We start from the raw sequence: 12348 nt of genomic DNA, 5'->3' as shown, positions 1-12348 counted from the left end.
CCCTGCCACCAGTCCCCGGTGGGGGCCCGTACCAGGACTCCGGTCCTGGTCGGCGCCCCCGCCCGGACCCTGGTCCCGCGGTGCGGATCCTCCCCTGCCCCGACGTTTTCCGCGCTCCCCGCTGATGGTCTGGAGTCAGGCCGGGAACCCGGCCGGCACCGTACAGACCGGAGGAGACCAGTGATCCGCGCCCTGACCCGATTCTCGACGCGAAGTCCGTGGAAGGTCATCGCCCTGTGGGCGGTCCTGGGTATCGCAGCCACCATCCTGGGCCAGGCGTTCGTCTTCCGGGCCACGCAGCCCGGCAACGGCGGGTTCCTGCCCGCGCACTACGACTCGGCGGCCGCCCTGAAGATCGCGGAGGACCGTTTCGGTGTGAAGCCGGACGCCAACCTGCTGACCCTGCTGGTGGCCCGCTCGGACGGGGCGCCGCTCGGCGCCGTCGACGAGGAGCGCATCGACGCGCAGGCCGCGCAGTTGGCCCGGAAGCGTGTCACCATGCCCAGGACCGAGGACACGATGCCCCTCGCCCAGGACCACTCGCAGATCCCCCGGGTCAGCCCGGCCATGACGGCGCCCGACCGCTCCTTCCGCCTGCTCTCCGTCGAACTGACCGGGAATCCCGCCGATCCCGGGGTGCAGGACACCTACCGCGCCTTCCGGGAATCCGCACGGGACCGGTTCGCGGAGGAGGGGCTGCGGACCGGCTTCACCGGCGGGATCGCCGACCGGGTGGACACCGCGGACGCCGAGAAGACCAGGGCCACGGTGGTCGGGGCGGTCATGCTCGGGGTTATCGTCCTGCTGCACGTACTGGTCTTCCGCAGCGTCCTGGCGGCGCTGCTGCCACTGCTCGCGGTCTCCGTCATCGGGGGCGCCGCGGCCGGCGTCGTGGTCGGCGCGGCGCTGCTGACCGGCACCGGACTGGCCGATTCCACGCCGGGGCTGATCAGCGTGGTGCTGGTGGGCATCGGCATCGACTACTTCCTGTTCCTCCTCTTCCGCTTCCGGGAGCAGCTGCGCGAGAACCCCGAACAGTCCGGGCGCGAAGCGGCCTGCGAGGTCGCCGGGCGGGTGGGTACGGCCATCACCTCCGCGGCGCTGACCATCGTCGCCGCGTTCGCCACGCTCGGGGTCGCCTCCTTCGGCCAGTTCCGGGTGCTCGGGCCGGCCATCGCCCTGTCGGTACTGGTGATGCTGCTGGGCAGCCTGACCCTGATGCCGGCCCTGCTGGCGGTCACCGGACGCAGGATGTTCTGGCCCTCCCGGGCCCTGAAGCACGCTCCCCGCGCGGGCTCCGCCGCCCGCCTGGGCGACCGGGTGGCGCGTCGGCCGCTGGCGCTGGTCCTGGCCTCGGTGGCGCTGCTCGGCACGCTGGCCGCCGGTGTCATGGGGATGCGCATGGACTACGGGCAGGGCGGCGCGGGCGCGGAGCGCACGGCCGCGGTCGTCACCGCCGCCGAGATCTCGCGTGCCCTGCCGGCCGGGGTGTCGGACCCGACCAGCGTGTTCGTCACGGCGTCCGACGGCGGCGCACTCACCGTCGAGCGCCTGGGCGGGCTGTCCGAGGCGCTCGCCGGGGTCGGCGGTGTCGGCCAGGTCGCGGAGACCGTGCTGAGCCAGGACCGGCGGGCGGCCCGCATCGACCTCTTCCTGACGGCCGACCCGCAGCGGAAGGAGGCGCGCGACCTGGTCACCGGGCCGGTCCGGGCCGCGGTGCGGGCCCACGCGCCGGCGGGTACCGAGGCGCACGTGGGCGGTACGCCCGCGCTCTTCGCCGACATCTCGACCGCCGTCGACAAGGACCTGAAGGTGGTCTTCCCGGTGGCTGCCGTGCTCATCGCGCTGATCCTGCTCGCCCTGCTGCGCAGCCTGCTGGCGCCGGTGATCCTGCTGGCCGCCGTCGGACTGGGCTTCGCCGCGACCCTCGGCGCCTCGACCCTGGTGTTCCAGCGCGTGCTGGACCGGCCCGGCGTGGACTTCACCCTCCCGCTCGTGCTGTTCCTGTTCGTGGTCGCGCTGGGCACCGACTACAACATCCTGATGAGCGACCGGATCCGGGAGGAGATGGAGCGGCCGGGTCCGGCACGGGCGGCGGTGGGCCGCGCCGTGCGGCACACGGCGCCCGCCATCGCCACGGCGGGCCTGGTGCTGGCCGCTTCCTTCGGCAGCCTGGCCGTCACCCCCGCTCCCTCCACCCAGCAGATCGGCTTCGCGACGGCCCTCGGGATCCTGCTCTCCGCCTTCGTCCTGTCGATCGTGCTGGTGCCCGCGCTGGCCGCCCTGCTGGGCCGGTCCATCTGGTGGCCCGTGCGGCCCCGCCGCTCCCGCGCTGCCGCAGGGCCGAAGGAGGCCCCGGACCGCGTGCTGGTCGGCTGAACCACCGCGCGGACACACGGAAGCGCCGGCGCGTGCAGGGCCTCGTACGGTCCTGCGCGCGCCGGCGCCTTCGGTGCCGGGCGAGCCCGTCGGTGTCAGGCGAGCTCGTCGGTGTCAGGCGAGCTCGTCTACCTCGGGGTGGTCCCCCAGCCAGGCGCGGACCGCGTCCTGCTCCTTGCCCTTCCCGTTCTCCTGGATCTTCGCCTCGAGGCTGGTCAGCTGCTCCTCGGTGAGCTTGAACGAGCTCAGCCAGCGGGCGACTTCGGGCTCGTCGGCGGCGAAGCCCTTGCGGGCCAGGGTGTGGATCCCGTCGCCCTTGCCCCAGGCGCCCTTCGGGTCCTCCAGCTTGGTCAGCTCGTACGTGGAGTACGCCCAGTGCGGGGACCACAGCACGACCGCCACGGGCTCCTTCTTCTCGTAGGCGCGCTTGAGCTCGGCGAGCATGCCGGGGGTGGAGCCGTCGACGACCTGGTATTCGCCTTCGAGGCCGTACTCCTTCAGGACCTTGTCCTTGAGGATGGACATGGCTCCGGCGCTCGGCTCGATGCCGATGATGCGGCCCTTGAACTGACCGGACTTGCCCTTGAGGTCGGCGAGCGAGCGGACGTCCTTCATGTACGAGGGCGCGGACAGCTCCAGCGAGGTGGGGCCGTACCAGGAGCCGAGGTCCTCCAGCTCGTTCCCGTACTTCTCCCAGTACTGCGCGTGCGTGACGGGCAGCCAGGAGTCGGTCTGGAAGTCGAGCTGGCCGCCGGCCAGGCCGGTGTAGAGGGCTCCGGCCTCCAGCTGGCGGGCGTCGACCTTGAAGCCCCGGCGCTCCAGCAGCTCCTTCCACAGGAAGGTGGAGGCGATGCCCTCGTCCCAGGGGATGTATCCGACGGAGACCGTGCGGCCCTTGCCGATGTTCGCGGCGCCTGCCGGTCCGTCCTCCGTGGTGGAGCCGCCGAAGGTGCTGAGGCCGCCCGCGACGAGGGCGAGCACGACGACGCCGCTGAGGGCGTGGGCGGGCCGGGGGCGGTGGTTCCACACCTTGGCCGCGCCGGTGGCCGCGGCCCTCGCCTTGACCAGGGCGCGCCGGCCGAGCGGGGAGACCTGGCGGCCGAGCGCTCCGGTCATCCGGTCGAGGTACATGGCCAGGATGACGATGGAGATGCCCGCCTCGAAGCCGAGGCCGATGTCGACGTTGCCGATGGCGCGGTACACGGCGCCGCCGAGTCCGCCGCCGCCGACCATGCCGGCGATGACGACCATGGACAGGCCGAGCATGATGACCTGGTTGATGCCCGCCATGATCGTCGGCAGGGCCAGGGGCAGCTGCACGCGGACGAGGGTGTCGCGCGGGGTGGTGCCGAAGGCCTCCGCGGCCTCGACCAGTTCCGCGTCGACTTGGCGGATGCCGAGCTCGGTCATCCGTACGCCCGGCGGCAGCGAGAAGATGATGGTGGCGATGATGCCGGGCACCACGCCCACCCCGAAGAAGATGATCCCGGGGATGAGGTAGACCATGGCCGGCATGGTCTGCATGAAGTCCAGGACGGGCCGCAGGAGTGCGCTGACCCGGTCGGACCTGGAGGCCCAGATGCCGAGCGGGATCGCGAAGACCAGCGTGACCAGGGTCGCGACCAGGACCAGGGAGAGCGTGGACATCGCGTCCTGCCACAGGCCGACGGAGTCGATGAGCGCGAGGCCGGCGAAGGCCCCCAGGCCCGCGAGGAGTCCGCGCAGCCACCAGGCGCCGACCGCGAGGATGCCCGCGAAGAGCAGCGGGGCGGGGGCGGAGAGGACGGCGTCGATGCCGTTGTAGAGGCCGGTCACGAGCGCGCTGATGGCGTCGAACAGCCAGGACAGGTGGCTCTGGAGGAAGTCGACACCGCTGTCGACCCAGGCGCCGAGGTGCAGGCGGGGCATCAGGCGGCAACCTCCGCGCAGGCCATCGGGGGCCGTTGTTCGTCGCCGAGGAAGGCGATGAGCCGGTCCTGCGGCACGGAGCCGACGACGGCCCCTTCCCCGTCGGTGACGGCGACCGCGTGCGGGACCCGGGCGCTGACCGCGCACAGGTCGGCGAGCGGGGTGTCGCCATGGACGGTCGGGCAGCCGCAGGCGTCCGCGTCCGCGTCGGGCTCGTCCATGACGGCGTCGGCCGTGAGCACCCGCGAACGGTCGACGTCCTGGATGAAGGAGGCGACGTAGTCGTCGGCGGGGCGGATGAGGATGTCCTCGGCGGTGCCCTGCTGGACGATGCGGCCGTCGCGCATGACGGCGATGCCGTCGCCGATGCGCATGGCCTCGTTGAGGTCGTGCGTGATGAAGACGATGGTCTTCTTGAAGCGCTTCTGGAGTTCCAGCAGCTGGTCCTGCATGTCGCGGCGGATCAGCGGGTCCAGGGCGCTGAAGGACTCGTCCATCAGCAGGAGGTCCGCGTCCGTGGCCAGGGCCCGGGCGAGGCCGACCCGCTGCTGCATGCCGCCGGAGAGCTCGTCGGGCCAGGACTTCTCCCAGCCCTCCAGGCCGCACAGGGCCAGCGCCTCGGCGGCGCGCCGCTCGCGCTCGGCGCGGGGGACGCCCTGCACCTCCAGGCCGTAGCCGGCGTTCTCCAGGACATTCCGGTGCGGGAAGAGCGCGAAGTGCTGGAAGACCATGGAGATCTTCGTGGACCGTACGCGGCGCAGCTCGCCCGCGCTGAGGGCGGTGAGGTCCTGGCCGCCGAAGAGGATGCGTCCCGCGGTGGGCTCGAGCAGTCCGTTCAGCATGCGCAGCAGCGTGGACTTGCCGGACCCCGACAGACCCATGACGACGAAGATCTGGCCGGGTTCGACGCTGAACGAGGCGTCGATCACTGCGGCCGTGGTGCCGTCGGCGCGCAACTCGTTGCGGTCGGTGCCGCTTTCGAGGGCGCGGACGGCGTCGTCGGGTCGTCTTCCGAACACCTTGTAGACGTGCTCGGCTTGGAGCGTGGACACATAAACCTCACGGGTCGTACGGGGTACGGCGGGCGTCGGCGGACCGGCGGGCCGTAGAGCGGGACGGGATCTGCCCGTGTGCGCCTCGCTTCCGGCACGAACGACCGGAGGGCGTGGTTCCGCTCCAGCAGTCCACGATGCCCCGCATTCACCAGCGCAAACACCAGCGTGATTCAGGTCACTTGCCGGGCGGGAAACCGCGGGGCGCGGGGCAGCGGTGCGGGCCGGGTGGCGACGCGCGGCCACCGGGACGGAGTTGGGGCGGACGCCCGGCGACCGGAATGCCCGCGGGGCCCGGCGGGCCGCCGCCCGCGGCGTGTCGGAGCCCACACCGCACGCCCGCCCGGGTGGACCGGGACCCGGCGGCCCGGGCGTGTGACCTACGTGACTCGGAAGCCGGTGGTCGCGGGGTCCCGGCGGTCGCGGTGGAAGGTCAGGCGGTCCCACGTGGGGAAGGCCAGGTCGGTGACGGCCAGCAGCCGGCCCGAGGCGTCGTGCAGGGTGCGGCGCACCGTGAGGCCGCAGGCCGTGGACGCAGCCGGCGGGTGGGTGGTGCGGGTCATGGTGATGGTCTCCGCGACCCGGCCGCCCGCCGCGGCGCGGTCGAGCCAGCGCTGTAGCGGGGCGAGGTCACCGTCGCGGAGCGTCTCCACGCGGTTGCGGTAGCCGGCCAGCTCGGGATCCCGCGCGACGGCGCCCGGACTGAAATACGTGACGGCGTCACGAAGGGTCTCCCCGGCCGGGCCGCGTTCGCGGTGGTGATGCACCAGGGTGGAGTCCCCGCCGGCCATGCCGAGCAGCCCGGCGAGCGAGGGCGGGACGGTGACGAGGGTGAGCCGGCTCCGGGTGAGGACGGGCACGCGGGCGGGCCGCACGTCCGCCGGCTCGGCCGCGGTCCCGCTCCCCGGCCCGGCAGCGACGGGGACCACCACGGCGGTGACGGCGGGCCGGGTGCCGCGGCGGCCGGTGACGACCAGGCCGTCCTCGCGCAGATGCTGGAGGGCGGCCCGGATGGTCTGCCGGTTGACCTCGTAACGGGCGGCCAGGCTGCGCTCGGAGGGCAGTCTGCCGCCGGGGGTGCGTGCGGCGCGCTCGAGATCGCGGCGCAGAGCTGCGGCGATCCGCTGGTACTTGGGCATGGCGGCCGGGCCGCCGCCCCGCGAAGGGGAGGGCATGGCTTCTCCTCTGACGGGTGGTCAAGGACTGCGCGGTCTGCCCGACCAACGTAGCATTGGTCTATACCTTTCGTGAGGGGGGATCCAGGTACGCGGCCCACCTTGGCCGGATCCGTACATCCCCTCAGTCCCGCAGCGGGTTGGGCAGGGGCAGGTAGCGGGCGTCCGCGCCGTCCGCCCGCGTCCAGCGCAGCAGCAGGTTGGTCTTGGCCGGCAGGGTCGGGGCGGCGAGCAGCTCCGCGATCTCGGGTAGCCCGCGCGTGGCGTCGTAGCGCAGGAGCTCCTGCCGTACGGCCGGCCACAGCAGCGGCGAGATGTCCGGATACCGTCCGGCCAGTGCTCCCGCGATCTCCGCCAGGTGGTTGACGACCAGGCAGTAGACCAGGCGCTGCCAGGCGTCCGGGCGGGGCAGGTCCGGCAGCAGCTTCACCCCTTCCGCGTCCCGGAAGAGGGCCTGCACGGGCATGCCCTCCGCGTCGACGGCGACCAGGGTGTTCTGCAGGTGGGCCTCCAGCACGACTCCGTGCCGGGCGAACAGCTCCAGCACCGGCGGCACGACCTGGCGCAGGTACGCCCGCCACCAGCGGACGGGGTCGGTGGCGCCGGTCGGCGGGCTGCCCGCGAAGCCCTCGGCGAGCGCGGCGGCCAGCAGCGGGGTGACCCCCGGCACGGTGTGGGCGTGCAGGCCGTCGCGGACGAGGACGGCGAGCTCCTCGAAGGCGAAGGAGGCGGTGCGGTAGCCGCGGTCGGCCAGCCAGGCCGCGTCCGAGCCCGTCCGGCGCAGCGCGGCGAAACCGGCCTCGACGGCCGCGTCGGTGCGGCGCAGTTTCAGCAGGTCGTGCCGCCACAGCCGGCGCACGTCATTGGTGATCCGGACGTCTAGGCTGAACTTCACGAAGAGGTCGGCCGCCGGTTCCGGTACGTACAGGGTCCTGATCGAGGCGGTGGGCCAGACGGGCCGGCGGCTCTCCCCGAGCCGCAGCAGCCGACCGTCGGCGAGGGCCTCGCGCACCGCGGGCCGGTCGCCCACCAGGTCGAGCTGCCAGGGATGGGCGGGCAGCAGCCGGTAGCCGGCCGGGGCGTGCGGCCCGCCGAGGGCGTCGGCCAGGGAGTCGATCGCGTCGGAGGCGGCCGGGCCGCCCTCCTCGGCGGCATGGTCCTCGCGCAGCCCGAGGAAGACCAGCGGGAAGCGGGCGTGGGCCTCCGGCGCGTACGGCAGCCAGCTTCCGGCCGGGGCCCCGCCCCGGGCCTTGGGGGCGGGGTGGTGCGGGTGGCCCATCACCAGGGACTGCTCGGAGAGGACGTACGGGTCCTCCGGGGCCTCGGCCGCGGCCCGGGCGGCCAGCAGCGCGGCGATCGCGTCCCGGCTGTCGGTGATCTCGACCGGGAGCTCGTCGTTGGGGACGCCGGTGTACCGGCCCAGTTCGTCGGAGACGAGCTTGACCAGTTCGGCGTGGCCGAGCGCATGCCAGCCGGCGGCCGTACGCAGTTCGGGGCGCACCGGCCGGCGTCCGCCGCGCACCCGGAGCAGCCGCCCGCTGCCGCGCAGCCGGTGGATTCCCGCGCCCACCGCCCCGCCCGCGCCGTACTCTTCGGCGGGGCCGCCGCTCCCGGTGGGTTCGACGGGATCGGCCGTCTCCCGCAGCAGGCAGTTGAGGAGCGGGGTGGCGGCGTACGCGTCGGCGGCGGCGTTGAGGTCCACTGATTCCATTCGGTCCATCCGGTGCGCCGGGGGTCCGCAAGGCGTAACCACCGGTCGTGATCGTCGGTATCCGCAATGATTACTTGATCATCCCGTAAAGCGATATTCCGATGTCGGAGCCCAGCATGTACTTTCCCAGCTCCCCGGCCGAAGAGGCCGTCGCCGCCGAACTGGCCGGTGTACGGCCCTCGCTCGGCCCCGGGTACGCCGCTGCCCTGAGCGGTGCCCGGGCGGCCGTGCTGACCCGGCTGTGGCGGGCGCTGGCCTTCGAACCGCTGCCCTGGGTCGTGGGCCGGGAGCGGGGGCCGGACGGCCTGGCGCTCCTGCTGGCCGACGGCGCCCGGCTGGAGGGCCCACTGCCGGATCCGTACGCCACCGAGCCGTACGTGAGCGAACTGCTGCTCGACGGCCGGGCGTACGGGCAGGCCGCGGCGCTGGTCACGGCGCTGGAGCCGGTACACGGGAAGGAGTTCGCCGCCGAACTCGACGGCAGCACGGCCTCCCTCGCACTCTCCCGGGCCGGCCGGCCGCCGGCCGGGGAGGATTGCGCCCCGGGGACCACCTGGGAGTGGGAACAGCGGGTGGTGGACGGCCATCCGTACCACCCGAACTGCCGTTCCCGGCCGGGCTTCTCCGTGGCCGAGCAGCTGGCGTACGCGCCCGAGCACCGCCCGGTGGTGGAGCTCGGGCTGGTCGCCGTACCGGCTGAAAAGTGCCTGGTCACCGGGGACTGGCCGGAGTGGCTGCGGGACGCGGAGCAGATCCTGGTCCCGGTGCATCCGTGGCAGGCGGCGCACGTGCTGCGGCACGAGCGGGTGCGGTTCGGTTTCGCGGCGCACCCGCTGATGGCCCTGCGCACGCTGGCGCCCGCGGACGGCGGCCCTCACGTGAAGACGGCGCTGAGCGCCCGGCTGACCTCCTCCGTCCGGGACATCTCCGTCTACTCCATCGAGACGGCGGCGGCCGTGTCCGCCTTCGCCCAGGGCCTGTCCGAGCGGCTCGACGGCCGGCTGCACATCACCCGCACCCTGGGGGCGGCGACCGCGCACACTCCGGACCTGGCGGCCGTGCTGCGCGAGCCGCCGGAGGTCCATGCGGACGCCGCCGCCGGTGAGCGGGTGCTCCCGGTGGCGGCCCTGGCGTCGTTCCCGCCGGCGCGTTCGGCGGCCTGGCGGGCGGACTTCGCCCGTCTCGCGCTGTCGGTGTGCCTGCGGGTGCTGGAGCTGGGGGTGGCCCTGGAGGCCCACGGCCAGAACCTCCTCGTCGTCCTCTCCGCCACCGGGGCCCCGGTCCGGCTGGTCTACCGCGACCTCGCCGACATCCGGATCAGCCCGGCCCGGCTCGTCCGGCACGGCCTGCCGGTGCCGCCGCTGTCCGGCAGGCTGATCACCGACGACGTGACCGTGCTGCGGCGCAAGCTGTTCGGGTCCCTGCTGACGGGGGCGCTCGGCGCCACGGCGGGCTCGGCCGGGGCCTTCGCCGAGGCCCTCGCCGAGGTCGCCACGCTGCCGTCGACCGCCGACACCGAGGCCCTGCTGACCGGGCCGCTGCCCACCAAGGCGCTCACCCTGATGCGGCTGAGCCCCGGCATCCCCGGCGATCAGTGGGCGGAACTGCCCAATCCGCTGGCCGGAAGGTGAGCCGGAGCACCAGGGCCGGGGGTCCCCCGGACTGATTCGGGCGGCTACTGTCCCGGGGTATGACGGAGACCTCGGACCTGACCTCGGTGAGGGCGTCCTACGACGCCGTCGCCGTCGACTACGCCCGGCTCGTCGGTACGGAACTGGCCAGGAAGCCACTGGACCGGGCCGTGCTGGCCGCCTTCGCCGAGTACGTGCGCAACGGCGTGCGCGGGAACGGGGGCGGCGGTGGCCGGGCGGTGGCCGACCTGGGCTGCGGCCCGGGCCGGGTGACGGCGCATCTGGACGGGCTCGGCGTACGGGCCTTCGGGGTCGACCTGTCCCCGGCGATGGTGGCGGTGGCCCGCCGGACGTACCCGGGGCTGCGGTTCGAGGTGGGGTCGATGGCCGCGCTGGACATCGCCGACGGGGTGCTCGGCGGGGTCCTGGCCTGGAACTCCACCGTGCACACCCCTCCCGCGGAACTTCCCACGGTGTTCGCGGAGTTCGCCCGGGTGCTGGTGCCGGGCGGCTACGTCCTGATCGCCTTCAAGGCGGGCGACGAGAGGGTCCGCCTGGAGCACGCCTACGGGCATCCGTTCGAACTCGACGTGTACGCGACGCCCCCCGACCTGATCGCGGGCCTGCTGGCCGGAGCCGGACTGGCCGAGGTGGCCCGCCTGGTCCGAGAACCGGACACCCTCGAGAGGTCCCCGCAGGGCTTCCTGCTGGCGCGCAAGGGGTGATCCGCCGGCTGACCCGGCGGCCGTCCTTCACCAGCGCAGCGGCAGCCGGGTGACACCCCGCATCAGCCCGCCCGTAAGCCAGTCCCGCGGCCCCGCGTCCGGGTCCTCGGCCAGCTCCGGGAAGCGCTCCAGCAGGGCCCGGATCGCGATGCGGCCCTCCATCCGGGCGAGCGGGGCGCCGAGGCAGAAGTGGATGCCGTGCCCGAAGGCGAGGTGGCCCGGGCCGGGGCGCCGGATGTCGAACACGTCGGGCCCGGGCCGCGCGAAACGTGCCGGATCCCGGTCCGCCGCGGCGAGGGCGACCAGGACGGAGGAACCGGCGGGGACGAAGGTGCCGCCGAGTTCCAGGCCGGTGCGGGCGAAGCGGTACGTGGCGTGCTGGACCGGGCCGTCGTAGCGCAGCATCTCCTCCACCGCGCCGTCGATCAGACCGTCCGGGTCGGCGCGCAGCGCGGCGAGCTGTTCGGGGTGCGCGAGCAGCGCCCGCACGCCGTTGCCCACCAGGTTCACGGTGGTCTCATGGCCCGCGACCAGCAACAGGAAGGCCATCCCGATCAGCTCGTCCGGTGAGAGCCGGTCGCCCTCCTCGTCGCGGGTGCGGATCAGGGCGCTGAGCAGGTCCTCGCCGGGATCCGCCGCCTTGGCCCCGACGAGTTCGGAGAGGTACGCGGTCATCTGGTCGAGGACGCGGCCGTCCGCGCCCCCACCGTCCTGCGGGGCGACGATCTCGCCCGACCAGTACCGGAACCGCGCGCGGTCCAGGCCGGGTACGCCGAGGAGTTCGCAGATCACGGTCATCGGCAGCGGTACGGCGAAGGACCCGATCAGGTCGGCCCGCCGGTCGGGCCGTGCCGCCATCGCGTCGAGCAGTTCGTCGGTGATCTGCTGGACGCGGGGGCGCAGGGATGCGATCCGGCGGGCGGTGAACTCGCGGGCCACCAGGCCGCGCAGCCGGGTGTGGTGGGGCGGGTCCGCGTCCAGCATGCTCGTGGCGACGGCCGGGACGGGTGCGTCCCCGAACAGCCCGGCGCCGAACCAGTTCTTCGACAGGCCCGGGTGACCGAGCGCCTGCCGGGCCTCCTCGTGGCCGACGACCAGCCACGTCCGCTCGCCGCCCAGGACCACTTCGTGGACGGGGCCTGCGGTGCGCAGCGCGGCGTAGAAGGGGTACGGATCGGCGTTGAAGTCTTCGGTGTGCGCGCTGAGGTCGACGAGTGGCATGGGCGCAGCCTAGGGGTCCGATGCCGTCCGGACCGGTCCGTCCATACGACAAGCCGAACCGTTTCGGCCATGAGCCGTTCGGGGGGCCGGCCGGTGTGTGTGGGCCCGCCTTCGCGGCGATCGGGGCGGGCGGTGGCAGGAAGGAGGTATGCGTCTCCATCGCCGCCAAGTCCTGGGCAGCGCCGCCGCGGCGGTACTCGCCACCCTCGGCGCGGCCGCCCGGGGCCCGGACTACGGTGCGCTGGCCCGAGGGATCGACGGGCGGGTGGTGCTCCCCGGTGAGCGGGACTACGCCGAGGCCCGCCGGCTGTTCCAGCCCCGCTACGACGCCGTCGCGCCCGCCGCGGTGGCCTATCCCGCGCACGCCGCGGACGTGGCCGTCTGCCTGGACTTCGCCCGCCGCTCCGGCGCGGCCGTCGTCCCGCGCGGCGGCGGGCACGGCTACGCCGGCTGGTCCACCCGCGCCGGCGCCCTGGTCGTCGACACCGGGGCCATGGCGGGGGTGGCGGTCGAGGGGACAAGACGGCCCCGCCAACGTGGGGGGGG

9 protein-coding genes are annotated in these 12348 nt (G+C 73.9%); 4 read left to right on the top strand and 5 right to left on the bottom strand.

Annotated elements, in window-relative coordinates; translation table 11 throughout:
- The first annotated feature begins 180 nt into the window (after nucleotides 1-180).
- On the top strand, nucleotides 181-2379 hold the full coding sequence (locus PV721_RS34505; protein WP_319731369.1) for an MMPL family transporter: 2199 nt from the start codon (nucleotides 181-183) through the stop codon (nucleotides 2377-2379).
- A gap of 114 nt (nucleotides 2380-2493) precedes the next feature.
- Here the strand turns inward: PV721_RS34505 and PV721_RS34500 are convergent, their stop codons facing one another.
- The 4 genes from PV721_RS34500 to PV721_RS34485 form a co-directional block, all read right to left on the bottom strand.
- Nucleotides 2494-4287, bottom strand: coding sequence for an ABC transporter permease/substrate binding protein (locus tag PV721_RS34500; protein WP_319731367.1), 1794 nt, complete (start codon nucleotides 4285-4287; stop codon nucleotides 2494-2496).
- Nucleotides 4287-5339, bottom strand: a complete 1053-nt coding sequence (locus tag PV721_RS34495; RefSeq protein ID WP_319731365.1) for a betaine/proline/choline family ABC transporter ATP-binding protein — start codon at nucleotides 5337-5339, stop codon at nucleotides 4287-4289. Before PV721_RS34495 ends, PV721_RS34500 begins: the two co-directional genes overlap by 1 nt.
- A 380-nt stretch (nucleotides 5340-5719) precedes the next feature.
- On the bottom strand, nucleotides 5720-6514 hold the full coding sequence (locus PV721_RS34490) for a GntR family transcriptional regulator (RefSeq protein ID WP_319731363.1): 795 nt from the start codon (nucleotides 6512-6514) through the stop codon (nucleotides 5720-5722).
- Between the two features lie 124 nt (nucleotides 6515-6638).
- Nucleotides 6639-8234: an IucA/IucC family protein gene (locus PV721_RS34485; protein ID WP_319731361.1), complete on the bottom strand. Its 1596-nt coding sequence runs from the start codon at nucleotides 8232-8234 to the stop codon at nucleotides 6639-6641.
- Nucleotides 8235-8341: 107 nt separating this feature from the next.
- Between PV721_RS34485 and PV721_RS34480 the strand changes: the two genes are divergently transcribed.
- Both PV721_RS34480 and PV721_RS34475 read left to right on the top strand, forming a co-directional pair.
- Entirely contained in the window at nucleotides 8342-9856 is a 1515-nt protein-coding gene (locus tag PV721_RS34480; protein ID WP_319731359.1) for an IucA/IucC family protein, read from the top strand.
- 59 nt (nucleotides 9857-9915) lie between these two features.
- Nucleotides 9916-10581: a class I SAM-dependent methyltransferase gene (locus PV721_RS34475; RefSeq protein WP_319731357.1), complete on the top strand. Its 666-nt coding sequence runs from the start codon at nucleotides 9916-9918 to the stop codon at nucleotides 10579-10581.
- Nucleotides 10582-10608: 27 nt separating this feature from the next.
- On the opposite strand, the gene PV721_RS34470 is transcribed toward PV721_RS34475, so the two are convergent.
- Complete coding sequence (locus PV721_RS34470; protein WP_319731355.1) at nucleotides 10609-11802, bottom strand: cytochrome P450; 1194 nt, start codon at nucleotides 11800-11802, stop codon at nucleotides 10609-10611.
- 148 nt (nucleotides 11803-11950) lie between these two features.
- On the opposite strand from PV721_RS34470, the gene PV721_RS34465 reads away from it, so the two are divergent.
- Nucleotides 11951-12348, top strand: a 398-nt coding sequence (locus PV721_RS34465; RefSeq protein ID WP_319731353.1) for an FAD-binding protein, incomplete at its 3' end; no start/stop codon positions are given.

This window comes from Streptomyces sp. MB09-01, assembly GCF_033794505.1.
In the GTDB taxonomy this organism is placed as follows: Bacteria; Actinomycetota; Actinomycetes; order Streptomycetales; family Streptomycetaceae; genus Streptomyces.
The sequence above is the reverse complement of the archived record's forward strand: the minus strand, read 5'-3'. Positions and strand labels throughout refer to the sequence as shown.

What these genes read in the sequence shown, in the direction of transcription:
- PV721_RS34500 (WP_319731367.1), bottom strand. Translation starts at nt 4,287, where the DNA reads ATGCCCCGCCTGCACCTCGGCGCCTGGGTCGACAGCGGTGTCGACTTC.
- PV721_RS34490 (WP_319731363.1), bottom strand. Translation starts at nt 6,514, where the DNA reads ATGCCCTCCCCTTCGCGGGGCGGCGGCCCGGCCGCCATGCCCAAGTAC.
- PV721_RS34485 (WP_319731361.1), bottom strand. Translation starts at nt 8,234, where the DNA reads ATGGACCGAATGGAATCAGTGGACCTCAACGCCGCCGCCGACGCGTAC.
- PV721_RS34480 (WP_319731359.1), top strand. Translation starts at nt 8,342, where the DNA reads ATGTACTTTCCCAGCTCCCCGGCCGAAGAGGCCGTCGCCGCCGAACTG.
- PV721_RS34475 (WP_319731357.1), top strand. Translation starts at nt 9,916, where the DNA reads ATGACGGAGACCTCGGACCTGACCTCGGTGAGGGCGTCCTACGACGCC.
- PV721_RS34470 (WP_319731355.1), bottom strand. Translation starts at nt 11,802, where the DNA reads ATGCCACTCGTCGACCTCAGCGCGCACACCGAAGACTTCAACGCCGAT.